At 55.5% G+C, this 18,499-nt stretch carries 16 protein-coding genes; 7 read left to right on the top strand and 9 right to left on the bottom strand.

All coding sequences use genetic code 11. The annotated features are described in order from the left end of the window. A partial coding sequence (locus LZ463_RS26550; RefSeq protein WP_241459338.1) for a hypothetical protein occupies window positions 1–454 on the top strand: 454 nt, incomplete at its 5' end. Between the two features lie 96 nt (window positions 455–550). On the opposite strand, the gene LZ463_RS26545 is transcribed toward LZ463_RS26550, so the two are convergent. Together LZ463_RS26545 and LZ463_RS26540 are read right to left on the bottom strand one after the other, a co-directional pair. After that, complete coding sequence (locus LZ463_RS26545; RefSeq protein WP_241459337.1) at window positions 551–988, bottom strand: hypothetical protein; 438 nt, start codon at window positions 986–988, stop codon at window positions 551–553. A 399-nt stretch (window positions 989–1,387) separates the two neighbouring features. After that, window positions 1,388–2,353 carry a lytic transglycosylase domain-containing protein gene (locus LZ463_RS26540; protein WP_241459336.1) on the bottom strand — a complete coding sequence of 322 codons (966 nt, stop codon included), beginning with the start codon at window positions 2,351–2,353 and terminating at the stop codon, window positions 1,388–1,390. Window positions 2,354–2,649: 296 nt separating this feature from the next. Between LZ463_RS26540 and LZ463_RS26535 the strand changes: the two genes are divergently transcribed. After that, on the top strand, window positions 2,650–3,288 hold the full coding sequence (locus LZ463_RS26535) for a hypothetical protein (protein WP_241459335.1): 639 nt from the start codon (window positions 2,650–2,652) through the stop codon (window positions 3,286–3,288). A 23-nt stretch (window positions 3,289–3,311) separates the two neighbouring features. On the opposite strand, the gene fdhF is transcribed toward LZ463_RS26535, so the two are convergent. Both fdhF and LZ463_RS26525 read right to left on the bottom strand, forming a co-directional pair. Further along, a complete protein-coding gene (fdhF, locus tag LZ463_RS26530; protein ID WP_241459334.1) occupies window positions 3,312–5,990 on the bottom strand; it encodes a formate dehydrogenase subunit alpha in 2,679 nt (892 codons plus the stop codon). After that, window positions 5,972–7,438, bottom strand: a complete 1,467-nt coding sequence (locus tag LZ463_RS26525; RefSeq protein WP_241459333.1) for a complex I 51 kDa subunit family protein — start codon at window positions 7,436–7,438, stop codon at window positions 5,972–5,974. Before LZ463_RS26525 ends, fdhF begins: the two co-directional genes overlap by 19 nt. 302 nt (window positions 7,439–7,740) lie before the next feature. Here LZ463_RS26525 and LZ463_RS26520 point away from each other — a divergent pair, with 302 nt between their 5' ends. Further along, window positions 7,741–8,049 (top strand): putative quinol monooxygenase, encoded by a 309-nt coding sequence (locus tag LZ463_RS26520; protein ID WP_241459332.1) that lies wholly within the window; start codon window positions 7,741–7,743, stop codon window positions 8,047–8,049. Between the two features lie 538 nt (window positions 8,050–8,587). Continuing rightward, window positions 8,588–9,466: a zinc metalloprotease gene (locus tag LZ463_RS26515; RefSeq protein ID WP_241459331.1), complete on the top strand. Its 879-nt coding sequence runs from the start codon at window positions 8,588–8,590 to the stop codon at window positions 9,464–9,466. A 405-nt stretch (window positions 9,467–9,871) separates the two neighbouring features. Here the strand turns inward: LZ463_RS26515 and LZ463_RS26510 are convergent, their stop codons facing one another. The 5 genes from LZ463_RS26510 to metE form a co-directional block, all read right to left on the bottom strand. After that, entirely contained in the window at window positions 9,872–10,495 is a 624-nt protein-coding gene (locus tag LZ463_RS26510; RefSeq protein WP_241459330.1) for a PqiC family protein, read from the bottom strand. After that, complete coding sequence (locus LZ463_RS26505; RefSeq protein WP_241459329.1) at window positions 10,492–12,189, bottom strand: PqiB family protein; 1,698 nt, start codon at window positions 12,187–12,189, stop codon at window positions 10,492–10,494. Before LZ463_RS26505 ends, LZ463_RS26510 begins: the two co-directional genes overlap by 4 nt. After that, window positions 12,182–12,838 carry a paraquat-inducible protein A gene (locus tag LZ463_RS26500; RefSeq protein WP_241459328.1) on the bottom strand — a complete coding sequence of 219 codons (657 nt, stop codon included), beginning with the start codon at window positions 12,836–12,838 and terminating at the stop codon, window positions 12,182–12,184. Before LZ463_RS26500 ends, LZ463_RS26505 begins: the two co-directional genes overlap by 8 nt. Next, window positions 12,831–13,532, bottom strand: coding sequence for a paraquat-inducible protein A (locus LZ463_RS26495; protein ID WP_241459327.1), 702 nt, complete (start codon window positions 13,530–13,532; stop codon window positions 12,831–12,833). Before LZ463_RS26495 ends, LZ463_RS26500 begins: the two co-directional genes overlap by 8 nt. Before the next feature lie 242 nt (window positions 13,533–13,774). Next, on the bottom strand, window positions 13,775–16,075 hold the full coding sequence (gene metE / locus LZ463_RS26490; RefSeq protein WP_241459326.1) for a 5-methyltetrahydropteroyltriglutamate--homocysteine S-methyltransferase: 2,301 nt from the start codon (window positions 16,073–16,075) through the stop codon (window positions 13,775–13,777). Between the two features lie 113 nt (window positions 16,076–16,188). Here metE and LZ463_RS26485 point away from each other — a divergent pair, with 113 nt between their 5' ends. The 3 genes from LZ463_RS26485 to LZ463_RS26475 all read left to right on the top strand — a co-directional run bounded on the left by LZ463_RS26485 (window position 16,189) and on the right by LZ463_RS26475 (window position 18,445). After that, window positions 16,189–17,112 carry a LysR family transcriptional regulator gene (locus LZ463_RS26485; RefSeq protein ID WP_241459339.1) on the top strand — a complete coding sequence of 308 codons (924 nt, stop codon included), beginning with the start codon at window positions 16,189–16,191 and terminating at the stop codon, window positions 17,110–17,112. 86 nt (window positions 17,113–17,198) lie between these two features. Further along, a complete protein-coding gene (locus LZ463_RS26480; protein ID WP_241459325.1) occupies window positions 17,199–17,453 on the top strand; it encodes a hypothetical protein in 255 nt (84 codons plus the stop codon). A gap of 143 nt (window positions 17,454–17,596) precedes the next feature. Continuing rightward, entirely contained in the window at window positions 17,597–18,445 is an 849-nt protein-coding gene (locus tag LZ463_RS26475) for an ATPase (RefSeq protein ID WP_241459324.1), read from the top strand. Window positions 18,446–18,499: the final 54 nt, after the last annotated feature.

The raw sequence follows: 18,499 nt of genomic DNA, 5'->3' as shown, positions 1-18,499 counted from the left end.
CCTCATGGTTGCCAGTTTGTTTTATGGAACCAGTCTTTTTGCCAATGAGGTGGAAGCCAATTTAGAAAATCGGTTTCAAAGTCTCTCTTTAATCAATCTGATCGCGACACCTGAGCGTTACGATGGAAAACTTGTTTTGGTGACTGGCTATGTGACTGTTGGGCGGGAAAATATGTCCATATGTTTGACAAAGGTCAGAAATTCCAGCAAGGATTGTCTTTGGCTGAATGTCGATTCAGGGCCGTATGAAACGGAGGATGACAGGAAGCGAATCGATAAAAAATATAAGGTACTGTATAAATTCAACGGTAAGGTGGCAACCATAGAGGCATTTTTTGACCAGAGCGATACGGGCCATTTTGGTATGTGGTCAGGAGCCCTGAGAGATTTTGTCCGTATTTATGATTTCAAAAATAAATATTATGTGTTTGACGATAAGGCTGTACCCAAATAGTTGGTTGAACTGTTGAATGCTTACATTGCGACGAACGAGTTGATCAGTAAAATAGGTATCAGAAATGCTGCTTCTTGGACTGCGCTGGCAGTGACTTTATGGGGCCTGAAGCGGTAAGCGCGTAACTTGCGAATAGTGAGTCAGCTCGAAGCTGCCGTCCACAGTTTTGCTGTTTGCATGGATCAGGATGTGCTCACCTGGCTTGATGAATTCAAAAATGCGCATACCGCTTGGGCCAACACAACCAGAGTGGTAATGGGAGGCATTGCCAGTCAGTTTGACTTCCTCAGAAATGTGTTGAGTGCCCATGTCTTTGACTTTGCTTGCCGTAACCTCAAACCTGACTGCTGTTTTGCAGTTGTCTGACGGTAGGGTTTCTGAGTGCACAGAGATTACTTTTGCCTCAAATTTGAATGGCATGGCATCAAGTTCTGCTGCTTTAAGCGGAGGTACTTCAGCACGGCTCGCCGGAGTAAACAGGAAGAGACTGCAAAGGGAATATGTGACTATGATAATTCGGTTAAGGTATGGCATGAAATAAGACATATTGTGTAAATTTAACTGCAAATCAGTTTTTTTTAGTCACGCCAACTAGCCGGATTGTAATGTAAGCGTGATTGAAAAATATATCACATGCCGGATCGTAATGACATGGTGGATTGGGAGCCTGCTTTTGACTGGAGTGCAGAGTATTCTGGATGTTGGTAAAGAATTTTTCAACGTGGTTTTTGAAGTTAAATGGAAATCGCTGATTAATTGTATGGCGGTCGTATATTTTGTAGGAATGGCCTCAATCGCGAACAATTTCTGCATGGGCCATGTGCGCTAGGGTACCGTTGTGCTGGCTTACGCTGTCTGTTCGCGGCTGAAGCCGTTCCTACGTGAAATGATGCCTGCTTGCAGCGCTGCAAGATCAGGCATGTCTTCAATGCTTTAAACCACCCCTGCCTGTGCCGTGCCGTTTGCGCCGCTGTAGGGGTCTGATTTCAGTACTTCGCCGGCCTGGAGTTCGTGCATGTATTCCTTGACGTTGGAGACATAGCCGGAGCTGCCAGCGCCGTTGGCGTCGCCGGTGTTGTAGTAGCGCAGGCCTTTGTCGACGTTGCCGTCAAATTTATCGATGCAGTGCTTGATGTGGAAGGAGCCGGCGACGACGTTATCGAGCGGTTGGGTCACGTCGAGCTTGTCGGCGGATTTTCCGGTGGCTTGCTGGATTTTTTCTTTTTCTTCTGCGCTCAGGTGGGGGACGATGTCGCGGTTCCAGCGTTCCTGGCCGATCTGCATGAGGCCGTGGTCGGTGGTGCCGTCCACGTTCTGGGTGTGGGTGTTCATGTTGCCGCGTGACTCTGCCCAGATCTGCGCGCCGATCAGGTTGGGGTCGAGGCCGCTGGCTTTTGAGGCGGCGGCTATCTGTTCATTCCATTGTCCTACCTGGGGATTGGCGCTGGCGGCGGTATTGGAGATGCCGCCGCCTGCCGATGTTGCCTGGCCGGTTGGCTGGGTGGTTGGCCCCTGCGTTTTCGCTGGTGTTGCTGCGAAGTTTGCGTATTTGGATGGGCCTGGGTGCTGGTTATCTGTCGTATCCAGGTCCGGGTTTTGTATTTGTGATGCGTCGCCCGCTGTGCCTGATTTAAGCAGGGGGAGGAGTTCTGTCAGCAGGGGGAGCAGCATCTGGAGCAGGTCGGTCAATTTTTGCGATTGTAAGTCCTGTGAGCCCTCGCTCCCCGTCCCTGGCACGGATTTGTCGAGTTCAGGGTCAAGGATGTCGCCTTGCTCCATCTTGAATGGTTTATCCCCCTGGGGCGAGTTGAAATTCGTGAATGTCCCCATGTCTTTTATGTGGTAAAGCGAGGGGTCGATATAGATGGCTTCGCCAGAAAAAGGGCCGATAGATGTCATGTTAATCCTCAGTTTGCTCAGTTTGCTCGGTTTGTATATGGGACTGTCTCAGTCCACCAGATTCGTTGTTCAGCGGTTGCAGTTTCTTCACCATGGCATTTTTTGAGTGGTGGCAAATGGCGCTTTGTTCCATGGATTACCAATAATCTGCTCAAAAAATATGCAATGCCGTGTCTTTGTCTGAGCCGGACAGGAAGCTGTTTTTTGAGATGGATTGCCATCACTGTTGTGCGTGGGCTAACATGTGCAGCATAAAAACGCATGTCATTCCGCGTGCGTATGGATGAAAGGAAACCATGGGTCTGGCAATTTGTGTAGGTGTTCTGGCGAAACAGGACGATGAAGAAGGGGCGGCGTGGCTGGCTGACGGTTTTGCAGCGATCAACGCGGTGCTGGCCGAAGAGGGTTTGCCTGCACATGAAGAACCGCAGAGTTTGCCGCCACTGGTGAGTCGTGCGCAGATTGACGGTTTCCCTTATTCCTTCCTGCATTATCTGCGTCGTGCCTATGCACGCCGCAAGGCGGACCCGGGCTGGGTGGCGATGCCGCTGGCCGATGGTGTTGACCCTGGTGAAGATGAGGCATTGCAGGCTGAATATGATGACCTGAGCAGCCATCTGGTCTGCCATTCCGATGCCGAAGGGTTTTATGTGCCGGTCGATTTTGCTGAGGTCTTGTTCGCCAGCGATGAGGATGTTGCCCTGCCTGGCGGCATGCTGGGGTCGTCTTACCGTCTGATGGAGGAGTTGATACTGGTTGCCCCGGCGCTCGGCATACAACTGGAGCAGGGGAAACTGAGTGATGCCGAAGCGGCGCGCATCGCTGAATCGGGAGAAGAGGAGGAAGGCTGTTACCGTGAGCTTGAAACCTGGCTGCTCATGTTTGAGTGCGCCCGCCTGAGTCTGGAACACAAGACGGCCATCATGTTTAGCTGAGGGGCGTCGGGAAAATCACGCAACTATCTCGCGCTCACCCGCTTCACTCTCACTGCCGTGACCTTGTACTCTGGCGCATGCACCAGGTTGTCGCAATAAGCTGAGGTCAGCGCATTGACGTTGAGGTCTGCCCGGTGGAAGCTGCAAAACAACTGGCCGACCTGCATTTTGTCTGTGATGTGGACTGGCAGGATGGCTGCGCCATAACGGCTGCTGACCTCGGCTTGCTGGCCTTCTGCAAGGTTCAGTTGCCGGGCGTCGGCGGGTGAGATGTCGAGGGTGTCGGTGGGTTTGAGTTGCGCATTGGGGGTACGGTAAGTCATGGTGCCTGCATTGAAGTGATACAGCTCGCGGCCTGTTGTCAGTAGCAGGGGGTAGTCATCATCGCAGACTTCTGCCGTGGGTTGATAGGCGATGCAGGCCAGGCTTGCTTTGGGGCCAACTCCAAAACCTTGCTGGTGCAGGATGGCGGTGCCGGGATGATTGTCGTCGGCAGTCGCGGGGCAGGGCCATTGCAGGCTTTCGTTTTGCAGGCGCTGGTAACTGAGACCGGTACTGGCAGGCCAGACGCTGCGTATTTCATCCCAGATGGCTTGCGGGTCCTTGAATGTGAAGCCCTGCTCATGGCCCATGTGCCTGGCCAGTTCGGTGATGATCTGCCAGTCCGGCTTTGCCTCACCAGGGCTGTTGACGACCTGCCTGACTCTTTGTACGCGACGGTCGGCATTCATGAAGCTGCCGTCTTTTTCAAAATTGCTGGCGGCTGGGAAGAAGACATGGCCCGCGGCCCTGGCCGTTTCGTTGAGGAAGAGGTCTTGCACGATGACGAGTTCCAGCTGCGCCAGGGCAGCCAGGGTTTGATTGGCATTGGGCATGGACATGGCGATGTCATAGCCCATGACCCACATGGCTTTGAATTTACCCGAACTGGCAGCTGCCAGCATGGCAGGCAAATCCAGCCCTGCGCTTGCTGGCAGGCTGCTGCCCCAGGCTTGCTCGAAGCTGGCGCGGACTTTGGCATCGGCCAGGTTTTGTGCGCCTGTCAGCGAAGCGGGTTCACAACCCATCTGGGCTGAACCCTGGACATTGTTTTGGCCGCGCAAGGGGTTGATGCCGCTGCCGCGCTTGCCCAGGTTACCGGTCAGCAGGGCGAGGTTGATCAGGCTCATGACGCCTTGCGTGCCTTGCAGGTGTTCTGTCATACCAAGGCCATGAAAACACATGGCGGGCCTGGCTTGTGCATACATGCGCGCAGCACGGCGTATGTCGTTGGCATTGACACCGCACTGGCTGGCAATCTTTTCAGGCGCATAGGCTGTGATGAAACTGCGAAAATCTGCCAGGCCGTCAACGCGCATGGCGATGTAGTCGTCATCCTGCAAACCCTCTTCCAGCAGGGTCGCGGCCATGGCATTGAACAGCAGCACGTTGGTGCCGGGGCGCAAGGCCAGGTGGATGTCGGCGCAGGCTGCCAGCTCGGTACGGCGCGGATCGATGACGATGAGGCCAGCCCCGGCGCGCACTGCCTGTTTGATGCGGGTGCCGATGATGGGGTGGTTTTCTGTCGGGTTGCAACCGCATAGCATGAACAGGCTGGTGTGTTCTATGTCATCGAATGAATTGGTCGCCGCGCCCGTACCCAGCATGGTCTTGAGAGCCTTGGCGGATGGCTGATGGCAAACCCTGGCGCAGCAATCGACATTGTTGGTGCCCAGCACTACGCGGGCGAATTTCTGCGCAAGATAGTTTTCTTCGTTGGTGGCGCGGGCTGAGCCCAATACGCCCAGGCTGTCTGCGCCGTATTTGCTGCGCAGTTCTTGCAGGCGGCTGGCGGTGAAGGCCAGGGCTTCTTCCCATGAAACGACATGCCAGTCACCGTTCTTGCGCAGCAGGGGCTGGGTGACGCGTTCTGGTGAATGGCTAAAGTCGTAGGCGTAACGGCCCTTGACGCACAGGTGAGCATGATTGACAGGGCTGCTTGCTGGTTTGATGGCGACGACTTTGTTGTCGTGGCTGGCGACTTCCATCTGGCAACCGACGCCGCAATACACGCAGGTGGTTTTGGTCCAGTGATCAACCGGACCGGTGCTGCGCTTGTCAAAAATGGCGCCGGTCGGGCAGGTGTCGGCGCAGGCCCCGCATGAGACGCAGCCGCTGCTGAGCAGGCTCTTGCCATCGGCCGGGGCGATATGGGTTTGCTCACCCTTGCCCCAGACTCTCCAGACAAATTGCCCCTGTACTTCATCACAGATGCGTACGCAGCGCTGGCAGTGTATGCACCTGTCCATGGCTATGCCCAGATAGGGGTGGCTGTCGTCCTTGAAAATGGGGACATGGAGATTGCTGCCAGCGTTCGCGCCATGTTGAATCAGCAATTGATGGAGGGGGTGTTCAGCCTGTTCACTCACTGCCGTGACAGGATAGCAATCCGCCATTAGCGAGAGGTTGGTATGCAGCAGCGATTGCAGGCGGGCTGTCGCTGTGTGCACAACCATGCCCTCAGTGACGGCGGTGGCGCAACTGGGGACGGGGCGGGCTTGCCCTTCAACTTCCACCAGGCACAGCCTGCATGCGCCTATGGGTTTGAGTCTGCCGTCATGGCAGGGGTGGGGTGGCTGGCAGCCCTGGTCGCGCAAGGCCTGCAAGAGGCTGCTGCCTTCTGCGACGGTGCATGCCTGGCCATTTATACGGATGTGAAGCATGTCTGCAACTCCGCATGATAGTGGCGTTGAATTGACTGGGCGAACTCTGCCAGGCCGCGCCCGTGGCCGCACAGGCTGGCATCAGCCAATGCTGTTACCAGGGCCTGCCAGCGACTTGCATTCCAGCGTCCACCATGCAGTATGTCGTCAAAGTGGAGGGCTATTTCTGCTGCGCCGCGATGGCAGGGCGTGCATTTGCCGCAGGATTCAAATGCGCCAAAGCGAAATACCTGCGCCACCAGCTCGGCAATGCTGCAACTGTCATCAAAGGCGATGACACCGCCATGGCCGACCGCGCCGCCAATCTGCTGCAGGCTTTGATAGGCCAGTGGGGTATCGAGCAATTGCGGCGGTATCAAGCCCGCCAAGGGGCCGCCTATCATCAAGCCCTTGAGCTGGCCTTGTTTCAGGCCCAGGCCGAGCTTGTCGACGATGTCACGCAGGCTGATGCCAAATTCGACTTCATACAGGCCAGGCCGTTTGAAGACGGAATTGAGTGACAAGAGCTTGGTGCCTGGGCTTTCTGGTGTGCCCAGGGCCGCGTAGGCGGCAGCGCCGTGGGTGATAATCCAGGGGACGGCGCACAGGGTTTCAACATTATTGACCAGCGTGGGTTTGCTGTATAAACCCAGTTCGGTGATTTGCGGCGGGCGCAGTCTGGCTTCTGGTCGCCTGCCTTCGATGGCATTGAGCATGGCGGTTTCTTCACCGCACAGGTAGCTGCCTTTGCCGATGATGAGATGCATTTCAAAGGCGTGTACGCTGCCGAGTACATGCTGGCCCAGCCAGCCTGCTGCCCGCGCCTGTGCAATTGCCGCCTGCAAGATACTGGCTGTTTGCTCATATTCTCGACGCAGGTAGAGGTAAGCTTGTTTTGCACCGACGGTAATGCCAGCGATGAGCATGGCTTCTATCAGACGGTAAGGGTCTCTCTCCATCAGCAGGCGGTCGCTAAAGCTGCCGGGGTCACCTTCATCGGCATTGGCGACAAGGTATTTGCAGTCAGCTTCTTGCGCGGCCAGCAATTGCCATTTGAGACCCGTAGGGAAGGCGGCGCCGCCACGGCCACGCAAGCCTGAAGCGCTGATCTGCTGTATGACTGCGGCGCTGTCCATGCGCAAGACCTGATGCAATGCCTGTCCGCCGCCTGTCCTGCAATACTCGGCCAGATCAAGCACTGCAGCCCGCGCGACATTGTCCAGCAAGACTGATGCGCGGGCATGGCTGGCGATATGGGGAAGTGCATCCTCACCCTGCCGTGCCGGGCCGCGATAGCATTGCCCCAGGCAAAATACGACAGGCTGACCATGGCATGCCTGCTTCCAGCCTGCTGGATCATGCTGCTGTGCAGCAAAGCAGGCCAGGCCCTGACAGCGGCTGCCCGCCAGGGAAGCATGGGACAAGTGGTAAAAACTGTCGCTGGCAAGCCGTGCAAGGATGTGGTCCATATGTTCCATATGAAGGGCGCTGTACGGGGCATAGCGTCTATGCCTGTGTTCAATATCGCATAGCTGTCGGTAATGTCAATTGATCTGTGTCAAGGAGTACCCGCTGGCATCCTGTTTCCCGGTGCGTGGTCCGCAACATGCAATGGGGACATGTTGAATTTGCCTGAGAGAAAAAGTTTCCTGTTCATGTTGAAAAATCGATCAGGCTGGCGGTGTGCATGACGGAGCCTGTAACCGGGACTATCTGTGCAGGTCCGCCGCATCCGGCTTTTTTATTTTGCGAACACCTGACAGGAATCCCCATGAGTTCTTTTGCAGTCATTATCAAACACAAGACCCAGGCAGACAAGCGTGATGAGGTGCGCCAGGTCCGGGAAAAACACATGGTCCCGGCCATTGCGGCCAACCCTGGTCACCTGGCCTGTTTCTATTGCTTTGACAATGCTGATCCGGATGTCATCTGCGCTTTTCAGCAATACAGTAGTGCCGAAGCTTCGCAGGAGTTTTTAAAGACGGCCATCTATGCGGCTTATCTGGACGAGGTGGAAGCATTGCTGTCTGGCCCGCCGCAGATCACGGCGTTGACGCCAATGTGGGTGAAGAACGTCTGATGTTGTAGAGATCGCCTATATGTCCTGTCGTTCGTGGTGTTCGATGTTGCAGTATTGATACTGTCTTTACTTGTTGCGAACGACGCTGGACTCCTGCCAGAAGCATGCGGGAATGACGTTAATGACGTATGGGCGTGATTAAGGTTTGCTGCACCAGGTGGGCATGTCAGAAATAATCTGTAGCGGACTGATTTAATCAAAAGCAAATTCAACGACCATCTGGGTCATCCTGATCTGAATTGTTCCAAGAAGCTGCTGCAAAATCAGCCTGGCGTTGTTGCGCCTCCCGAACGTCAAACCTGGTACTAACGTACTTTCTGTCGATCAGCTCCCTCTTGCAAGGGGGGGCTTCCATAACGCCAACCTGGCTGGCAACGCCTGGTCACCTTTATTTTTCAGCAGTTAACAGCTTCAAGGGATTTTCAAAAAAGCAATATGTTATGAAATTGTATTTGCTTCTTGGAAATTTTAGTGTCAAAATGCAACTTCTTGTGTGTTTGTCATTCAAGAATGATATTGCTTAATGTGTGTTTCATTGATGAACGCCTCGATTTTATTAACTGTATCGAATGCTTATTTTATGAAGAAAATATCTAAATTATTGTTGCTCTCTCTTTTCCCCCTGGCGGCTTTATCCGGCACAGCATCGGCCCAGACGATGGAGCTGCCTGGTCCCAGCGATTTGGGCTACCGCTTCAATTACCGGAATATCGGTGCGCGCTTGTACGCATTGCCGCCGGATGCAAACAGCAAGCCGACGGTAACTCAGGCGGACATCAACAGGTTTCTGGATGAGTTAAAGCCCCATCTGGCTGCATTGCAGCAAGCAATAGCTGGACGTTTTACCGTCGTGTCTGCAAGCGGCGCAAACCTGGATGAGCCTTACTTCAGTGATCAAAGGGCAACTGGCGACGTTGCGTTTATCGCGGCTGACTTTGGCAATATCAGTAATCCTATGGACCCTCGCAGCCAGCTGGCTTATACGATTACTTACAATAAGGTGAACGGCAAATACGTGCAGTGTTTGTCTCCCGATGCACAAGGCACGCTAAGGTATAACCCTGAAAACTGCAATAGTACGGATAGAAAGGCGCGTTTTGCTACGATTTTTTTCAACTTGAGTGGCCTCAATAAAGTAATGCAAATGAAGAATGTGGATGGACAGCCACTCTCCCGTGACGCGGTGTTGCGTAACACGGTTTTCCATGAGTTTGGTCATTTGCTGGGCATGGGGCATGAAATGAATCCGTCTGGGCCCAACGATCCATACATTGGTTACGACAATTATTGCATAGCGCCAGATGTATATACGAACACCAGCGTCATGGAGCCAGGTGTGACTTGCCGGAATCTGATCACCGACTATAACAGTAAGCACGATAAGGCCTGGCTGGATGCCAACTATCGTCCGTTTTGATTGAGATTACGGTCTTTACTGGATTCCGGCTGGCTGGGCTAATGTGTTGAGAATCTCTTCCTGGAATATTGATACCGATATTCAGGAATTGCTTTGCTTGCCGGAAGAGCGTCTTGAGTGGTGTGCGATGTCGGGGTAGCGATGCATTCTTTGTGTGTTGCGAACGCCGCTGGATTCCCGCGAGAATCACGCGGGAATGACGTCAATCAATGGTGAGTGTGGGCTCAGGTTCGCTTAGCCAGATGGGGTTGGTAGGAGCGGCTTTAGCCGCGAATACCAGGCCGTATTGGTGAATGCGATATCGGATAGATCGCGGCAATGCCCGAGGGGCGGTTTGTGGTCATGTTATAAGCTGTTCGCGGCCCAAGCCGTTCCTACTCAGTTATTCAGTGTTTATCTGTGTGTTCACATCGTCTTACGTGTAGTTTGTGCCGCTGACACACTGACCCCCACTTGTTCCGCCAGTTGCCGTGCTGCCTCTGACATGGCGGGAGCGATGGCGTCGTAGGCTGGCCCGTTGAGGCGGCTGGTGAATGCCTTGTGTTCGCGCCTGAGCAGTTTGCGGTTGTGGTCGAGTATGACCCAGCTCGCTTCGAGCGTGAGTTGTTCGCCGCTGTGGATGAGCAGCTGGTCTATCTGTACCCTGACCTGGTAGCGGGGCAGTTTGTTGTCCGGGCTGGCGGCGATGCCTGCACTGATGCCGGTGTCGGAGGACAGCCAGGCGTCTGGCAGCTGCTGGCGCAGGTGGGCGATAAGGGAGAGTGTCAACTGTTCATCGAGCGGGGCGATCCAGCGCTGTTCGTCAGAGATGATGGATTCTGTGGCGGATTTCTGGATGACCAGTTGCGGCCGGTTGACGGCCTCTGGCAGTTTGACGGTGGCGATGACGAGCTCATACTGTGCCTCGGCCTGGCTGGCGCTGGCCAGCGGATAGTCGAGGCGGTAGAGGTGTTCTACCGGCGGCGAGGAACAGGCGGCCAGCAGCAGGGTGGCGAGTGACAGCGCGATGACGGTAGTAGTTCGCTTCATGGTTTTACCTTTTGTTTGCCAAACACCAGGGCGTCGGGATGGCGTTCGAGCATGTCGGCCAGGTTGGCGACGGCGCGGGCGGACTTGGCGACCTGCTTCAAGGATTCGCGCATGTCTTGCTGCAGGGGCGCGTCTTCTGCCAGCAGGGCGTTGGCGCTGCTCAGCGTGGTGCGCGCTTCTTTGAGGGTGGAGGTTACTTCCGGCGTGACTTCCACGTCGAGGCGGTGTACCAGTTTTTCTGTGCTGGCCAGGGTGCTGTTGAGCTTGCCCAGGGCCTGCACCAGTTCACCAGATATTTTGTCGAAAGGCAGTTTGTCTATCTTCTTGGCGATGCGGCCGACGGTTTCCTGGATTTCGGCCAGGCCGCCGCCGACGGTGGGCAGTACGGGGTAGTCGGTGCGCCAGTCCATTTTTGCCTGCGGGGCATCGGGGAAGAAGTCGAGGGCGATATACAGTTGCCCGGTCAGCAGGTTGCCGCTGCGCAGCTGGCCGCGCAGACCGCGTGAGACCAGGTGTTCCAGCAATGATCTTTCTTTCGCTTCGGTGTCGTCATCTGGCAGGCGGGCGCCGGTCCTGACCCTGGCCTTCAGTCGGTCAGGGTAGAGGCTGACTTCGACCGGGAAGCGGGGCAGGCGGCCATTTTCTGCAAAGTCTACGCTCAGGGATTTGACTTCGCCGATGACGATGCCGCGCAAATCGACCGGCGCACCCTTGGAGAGGCCGCGCAGGCTTTCAGGGAAGTACATGAGGAAGTTGCGTACCTTGGTGTCGGGCGCGCGCATGGCGTGTTCGCGGTCTTCAAACAGGGGGAAGACGCTGCCTTCAAAGGCGGGTTTGCCGCCGGGCAGGGCGTCGTCATGTTCCTGGAAGGCGAGGCCGCCTTCGATCAGGGATGTCAGTGATTCTGTGGTGACGCGCAGGCCGTTGGCGTCGAGTTGCATGTCGACACCGCTGGCATGCCAGAAGCGGGTGTCAGCGGTCACGTACTGGTCATACGGCGCATCGATGAAAACGCGGACGGTGACACCCTTGCCGTCACGGTCAAGCTGGAACTTGGTGACGTGGCCGGCATTGATGTGGCGGAAGAAAATCGGCGAGCCATAATTGACTGAACCTGTCTGCGTGCCATGCAGGACAAATTCGCGGCCTGGTGTATCGCGGTTGACCAGGGGCGGCTCTTCGAGACCGGTGAATTCATCGGTAGTGTCAGCGGCCTTGCCAACATCAACACCGATGTAGTTACCGGACAAGAGGGTGGAGAGGCCAGAGACCGAGCCGCCGGAGATGCGCGGCTTGACAATGAAGAAGCGGGTGTCGGTGGCCAGGATGTCGGACGCGCTCTTGATCAACTGTGCCGTCACCAGCACGCGCTTGCGGTCGGGCGAGAGGGCGATGGCCTTGACATGGCCGACATCGACGTCTTTATAACGCAGCTTGGTCTTGCCAGCTTCCAGCCCTTCTGCCGATTTGAAGGTGATGGTGATCACCGGCCCCTGGCTGGTGACGCTTTGCACCACCAGCCAGATGCCGATCAGTGCGGCAATGATGGGCACGGCCCAGACGAACGAGGGCAGGCGCCGCCGTGGTTTGACCTTGACCACGGGGACGACGGCATCGACAGCAGTAACGGTTTCTGCGGTTTCTGCCGTGTCAGCAACGGGTGTGCCGGGCTTGTCGGATGTTGGATCACTCATGCTTTGTTGTTACCCAGATTAAACGTGAATCAAAACTCTGTGCCGACAGCATCGTCAGCACCACCACTGCACCAAACGCCAGCGCACCGCCACCGGGGTGGATAGCTGCGAGCGACTGAAACTGGACCAGCGCTACCAGCACTGTCACCACGTAGACGTCCAGCATGGACCAGCGCCCAACGGCTTCCACCATGCGGAACAGCTGGGTGCGCTGCAAGGGGTTCCAGGCAGATTTTTTCCAGCAGGTGTAAAGCAGCAGGCTGATGGAAAACAGCTTGAGCAGGGGGACGACGATGCTGGCAAAGAAAACCAGCAGCGCCAGCGGCCATGAACCGGTGCGCAGCAGGACCAGTACGCCGCTCATGATGGTGTCGTCCTGCGCGCCAAAGATGGTGTTGGTGTGCATGACGGGCAAGAGGTTGGCGGGTATGTACAGTATCGCCGCGGCAACCAGGTAGGCCAGCGATCTGGCCAGGCTGTCCTTGTGACGCAAATGCAGGGAAGCGCCGCAACTGGGGCAGTGGGTGGCTGCTTCATCACGGATGCAGCACAGGGTCTCGCAGATGTCGCAGCTGATGAGGCCGGTGGCTGCACCGGTCTGGCCTGCCAGCCCGGCAGCGGGGATGTGGCGGTATTCATGTTCAGCCATGTTCCATCCTCGTGCCTGCTTTTGCTGCCGCTTTTAATCTCATGCGTCTTGCCGCACGCGCCCACAGCCACACATTGCGGGGTGTGAGCACCGATGTCAGTGCCGCGGTGATGAAGATCAGGCTGGCGCAGGACCACAGGGCTGGGCCGATGACAATATCGGCCATGTGCTGTAGCTTGACCAGGGACACCAGCAAACCCAGCATGAAGATTTCAACCATGCTCCAGGGTCGCAGGCTTTGCAGGGCGCGCAAGGGTGCTCCCAGCGCCTGGCTGGCGTCGCCAAACCGGAGTACGCACAAGAGGTAAGTGGCCAGCGATACCTGTACCGCCGGCGCCAGTACGGTAGTAATGATCACCAGCAGGGAGAGCAGGTGCATGCCGTCATTCCACATGGCCAGGGCGGCATGCAGCAGGGTGGTGTCGCGCGTCACCTGCTGGACCTTGAGCGCCAGCAGGGGGAAGCTGTTGAGCAGAAGCAACAGGATCACCGAGGTCAGAGCCAGAGCCAGCGCCATATCCAGGCTGGCGCTGCCATTCCTGTAGAGCGTGGCCCGGCAACGCGGACAGCTTGCCGCCTCACCCCTGGCGAGCGGCACATCCACGCAGATCAGGTCGCACTCGTGACAGACAATAAATTTGTTGGCAGCGCTAATGGGATTCACTTTCAGGGAAAAATGGCGCGGAAATGCCAAGTTTATCCAAAATCTTCTGTTAATCATAGAAAATTGGGTAAATGCTACTTTAGTATGTCAGAGGGGGATTGGGTAATGCGGGCTGTCTTGCGTTCACGACATGCCAAACGGCATTCTGAACTCAAGCTTTCCACTGCGCAGCTTGCAAGCCGAAGCGCACAAGGAGCATCTTCAGCGTGAAGTGAAGATGCTCCTCTACATCAGATCATCAGATCAAATATCAAATGAATGAGCGATAAGGATCAGCAGCAATCCAGATGAGCTTCATCATCTGCTGAGACGGTTGCCCGCAGCAGTTTGGCGGCTTGTACCATGTGTTCCAGGGCGGCGATGGTTTCTGGCCAGTCGCGGGTTTTGAGGCCGCAGTCAGGGTTGACCCAGAGGCGGGCGTCGGGGATGACGCTGCGGGCTTTTTGCAGCAGCCTTTGCATTTCGCTGACCTTGGGCACGCGTGGCGAGTGGATGTCGTACACGCCGGGGCCGATGTCGTTGGGGTAGGCGAATTCGCCGAAGCCGTCGAGCAATTCCATGTCGGAGCGTGAGGTTTCTATGGTGATGACGTCGGCATCCATGGCGGCGATCCAGGGCAGGATGTCGTTGAACTCTGAATAGCACATGTGGGTATGGATCTGGGTATCGTCCTTGATGCCCGCAGAGCTGAGTTTGAAGGCGCGCACGGCCCAGTCAAGATAGGCGGACCAGTCCTGCTGTTTCAGGGGCAGACCTTCGCGGAAGGCGGGTTCGTCTATCTGTATCATGCCTATGCCGGCTTTTTCGAGGTCGGCCACTTCGTCGCGCAGGGCCAGGGCGATTTGCAGGGCGGTGGTGGAACGTGGCTGGTCGTCGCGCACGAAGGACCATTGCAGCATGGTGACGGGGCCGGTGAGCATGCCTTTCATCGGTCTGCTGGTCAGGCTCTGGGCGTATTCGCTCCAGCTGACGGTCATGGCTTCTGGCCGGTAGACGTCGCCATAGATGAAGGGGGGCTTGACGCAGCGCGAGCCATAGCTTTGTACCCAGCCGTTCAGGGTGAAGCCATAGCCCCAGAGTTGTTCACCGAAATATTCGACCATGTCATTGCGTTCCGGTTCGCCGTGGACCAGCACGTCGATGTCGAGCTTCTCCTGCTGCTCAACGACGTGGCGGATTTCTGCGCGCATGGATTCGAGGTATTCCAGATGGGAAAGATCACCGCGCTTATAGGCAGCGCGGGCCTGGCGTATGTTCTTGGTCTGCGGGAAGGAGCCTATGCTGGTGGTCGGGAACAGCGGCAGGGCAAAACGTTTTTGCTGCTGGCTGATGCGGCTGTCAAAGGCGCTGTGGCGGGTTTCGTCTTTGGGGGTGATGGCGGCCAGGCGTTTTTGTACGATGGGGTTGTGGATGCGTACTGAGGTGCGGCGGCTGGCGATGGCCTGGTCGGCAGCAGTGAACAGGGTGGCGACACTTGCACCATTGCCATTCAGGGCTTGTTTGATGGCGACGACTTCGTCGAGTTTTTGGGTGGCAAAAGCCAGCCAGCTCAGGGTTTCTGCATCGAGTGCTGTTTCTGCCGCCAGGTCAACCGGCACATGCAGCAGCGAGCAGCTGGGCGCCAGCCACAGCTTGTTGCCGAGCTGGGCATGGGCAGCCTGCAGGCTGGCAGTCAATGCGGTGAGGTCGGCGCGCCAGATGTTGCGGCCATCGATGACGCCGGCAGACAGTACGCGGTCTTGTGGCCAGTCCTTGAGCAGGGCGGGTAGTTGTTGTGGTGCGCGCACCAGGTCAAGGTGGACGCCGGCGACTGGCAGCGAATGCAGCAGGGCGGCGCGGTCTTGCACGGATTCAAAATACGTCGCCAGCAGGACCTTGGGCGCCTTATGGTTCAGTCCGTTATAGGCCAGTACGAAGGCGTTTAGCCATGCGCTGTCCAGGTCCAGGGCCAGGATGGGTTCGTCAATTTGTACCCATGGCACGTCTTGTTCCCGCAGGCGGGCCAGCAGTTTTTGATAAGCGGGGATGATCTTGGGCAGCAGGTCGAGCTTGTGCCTGAGGCCGCTTTTGATCTTGCCCAGGTAGAGCAAGCTCAGGGGGCCGACCAGGGTGACTTTGGCGGTATGGCCCAGGGCGGCAGCTTCGGCCAGTTCATCAAACAGCCAGTCAACGCCGCCGTCAAAGCTGGTGTCGGCGGTCCATTCCGGGACGAGGTAGTGGTAGTTGGTGTCAAACCACTTGGTCATTTCCATGGCGAAATGCTGTGGGTTGCCCCGGGCGGCAACGTAGTAGTCAGCCAGTGTCAGCTGTTTGGCATCAAAGCCGAAACGGCCGGGCAGGGCGCCGAGCAGGGCCAGTGTGTTCAGTACCTGGTCATACCAGGCAAAGTCGCCGACGCTGACAACATCGAGACCAGCCTGTTTTTGCAGGGCCCAATGACGGGCGCGCAGGTCGCTGCCGGTGTCGCGCAGGGTGGCTTCGGTGATGTCGCCGCGCCAGAAGGATTCTTGCGCGAATTTCAATTCTCTCTGGGCGCCTATGCGGGGGAAGCCCAATGTATGTGCTGTCGTCATGTCATTCTCCTATCAAGTATGCGTATGATGGGTTAGAATGAACTATGATTCAAACGACATATTTTAAGAATCATCTTGAATTTCATTCATATTAAACCCTGCAAAGCTTGCAAATCATGCAATCCATACTGGAATTACGTCACCTGAAGACCCTGCATGCCCTGCGTGAAGCGGGCAACCTGTTGCGGGCGGCGGTGCTGCTGAATGTCACGCAATCGGCCCTGTCACACCAGATCAAGTTGCTGGAAGAACATCACGGCATGCCGCTATTTGAGCGCAAGACCACGCCCATACGCTTTACCCCGGCGGGTGAACGCCTGCTGCAACTGGCCGACAGTGTCTTGCCGCAGGTGGCAAACTGCGAGCGTGACCTGGCGCGCCTGGCGCAGGGTGTGGCCGGGCAGTTGCGCATTGCGGTGGAATGCCATACCTGCTTTGACTGGCTGATGCCGGCCATGGATGTGTTTCGCCAGCGCTGGCCCGAGGTGGAGTTGGACATCGTTTCCGGTTTTCAGGCCGACCCTGTGGGGCTGCTATACAGCCATAAGGCTGATGTGGCGATCGTGTCTGAAATGGATGCAGATGAAAGCGTGGCTTACCACCCCCTGTTCCGTTTCGAGATCATTGCCTTGATCGCCAAAGACCATGCACTGGCAACGCGAGATTATCTGGTGGCGCAAGACTTTGCGACCGATACCCTGATTACCTATCCCGTACCAGACGAGATGCTGGACGTAGTGCGTCAGGTCCTGAAGCCTGCCGGTGTCGACACTGCACGCCGTACGACCGAGCTGACGGTCGCCATGCTGCAACTGGTTGCCAGCAAGCGCGGCATCGCCACCTTGCCGGTGTGGGCTGCACAAAATTATGTGAACCGTGACTATGTGCTACCCAAGCGCATCACAGCCGAAGGCCTGACAGGCAGCCTGTATGCCGCCTGCCTGCCCGACTTGTCCACCAAGGCTTACCTCAGTGATTTTGTGAATACGATACGGGAGAGCAGTTATTTGAATTTGCAGAGTATAGAGTTGATGTGAAGTTGTATTGTTAATTTGCAAAATTTGTGTTTGGATTCGAATATGCGTAAATCGACTATAATAAAATCTATCCTTTCAGGAGTCTTATGATGACTACCAAACCGTCTGGCCGTTTTACATTGCGGACACGCTTGACCAGCACGACCATGGTAATGGGTGCTACTGCAAAACAATGGGATGAGGCTTTAACTGGCGATATGGCAAATTCACTCAAAATCGTCAAAGAAAAAGTGCAAGCTGCAAGGAGAGCTGGTACTGCGACACAGGTCGATGTACGGAAAATTCCCTCTGGTGATCTGGCCAGCGCAATCAAACATCGTAAAATGTCGACAACCGGTTGAATAAGCAAACTTAAATAAACACGTAGACAAACGCGGCTTGCCGCGTTTTTTAATGATGACTACGCATGATCGCCCACCCCAAGATTCACCCTATGTCATGGTGTATGCTGGGCCGAATGGAAGTGGAAAAACTTCGCTCATAGATGAGGTTAAAAAAAACAGGATTAACTGCACTTGGCGGGATTTTTCCGGTTTCGACTTACTTTTTCAACCCGGACCAGTTTGCCAAAGACTTGGAGGGTAATTTTGCCACTCAGGATGAACGTGACCGCGCTGCATTTGATGCAGCCGTCGCTATGCGAATAAAAGCGATAGAAAACCGCGAGACATTTGCATTTGAAACGGTCATGTCCCACCCATCCCGAATCAACGAATTAGTCAAACTGAAAAAGCAGGGCTATCAGGTTTTACTGGTTTTCATCACTACTGATGATCCAGAAAAAAATGTGGAACGGGTAACAGATCGATTTAATTCTAAAACCATAACAGGTCATTATGTCGCACCTGAGAAAGTACGCGAACGTTATGGCAGAACTCTGGCATTACTACCAAAAGCTGTTGAAATTGCCGATGCTGCATTTATTTACGATAATTCTATCAATGATATCCCTCCCAGTTTGCAAGCCTTGACCGATTTGGAGACATTATCGGTCGATGATCATGCCAAAACATGGGTAAGTCAAAAATTGGTTGCCAGGCTTGATTCAAGGGGAGAGCAACAGTTTGAGATCGGATTCGCGGTAACTTCACTTTATGCCGATGTATTAAGTGGAAAGTACTCTGGGTGCATTACAAAGATTACTGAAGATTATATTGTTCAGTTGGATAGGGCATCTGGAAATATGGTTATCCACGACCGCCTGATGCTCGATACGTCGGGCGACATCCCGCACGACTATCGCATGGATGCTGAGTTGAGCATCAGTTACTCTGTCGAGAATGCGCCTGTCGTTTCATTTTCATCGCCGGATGGAACTGAGCCACGCGCTTGATCGTATTCTGATTCACTTGTAGGAGCGGCTTTAGCCGCGAACGCTTTGCTGCCT

Origin of the sequence: Undibacterium paludis, from assembly GCF_022568815.1 — a bacterium.
Classification (GTDB): domain Bacteria; phylum Pseudomonadota; class Gammaproteobacteria; order Burkholderiales; family Burkholderiaceae_D; genus Undibacterium.
Note: the sequence above shows the minus strand (reverse complement) of the source record. Positions and strands in the feature narration are given on the sequence as shown.